This is a genomic window from Nocardioides oceani (assembly GCF_030412965.1).
Classification (GTDB): domain Bacteria; phylum Actinomycetota; class Actinomycetes; order Propionibacteriales; family Nocardioidaceae; genus Nocardioides; species Nocardioides oceani.
This window is the reverse complement of the sequence record NZ_JAUHJQ010000306.1, coordinates 1-212: the sequence shown is the minus strand read 5'-3', so window position 1 is coordinate 212 and position 212 is coordinate 1. Positions and strand designations below refer to the sequence as shown.

1 protein-coding gene is annotated in these 212 nt (G+C 78.8%); it reads right to left on the bottom strand.

The genetic code is table 11. From position 1 onward, the window contains the following. A partial coding sequence (locus QWY28_RS24170; RefSeq protein WP_439117284.1) for a DUF7134 domain-containing protein occupies positions 1-212 on the bottom strand: 212 nt, incomplete at both ends.

Genomic DNA, 212 nt, shown 5'->3' with positions numbered 1-212 from the left:
ACCGCGCTGACCGCGAGCGCCGCCCAGCCGTGCGGGGCGGCGGCGTACCGGGCGACGGAGTAGACCGCGACCGGCCACGCGGTCTGCCCGAGCGCGGGCTCGTCCTGGACCAGCACCTGGAGCGCGTGCGCGGCGGTGACCGCCCAGAACACCGCGACCGGGTGGCGGCGGCGCCACAGCAGCGGGAGGAGCTCGAGGAGGGCCACCCCGAC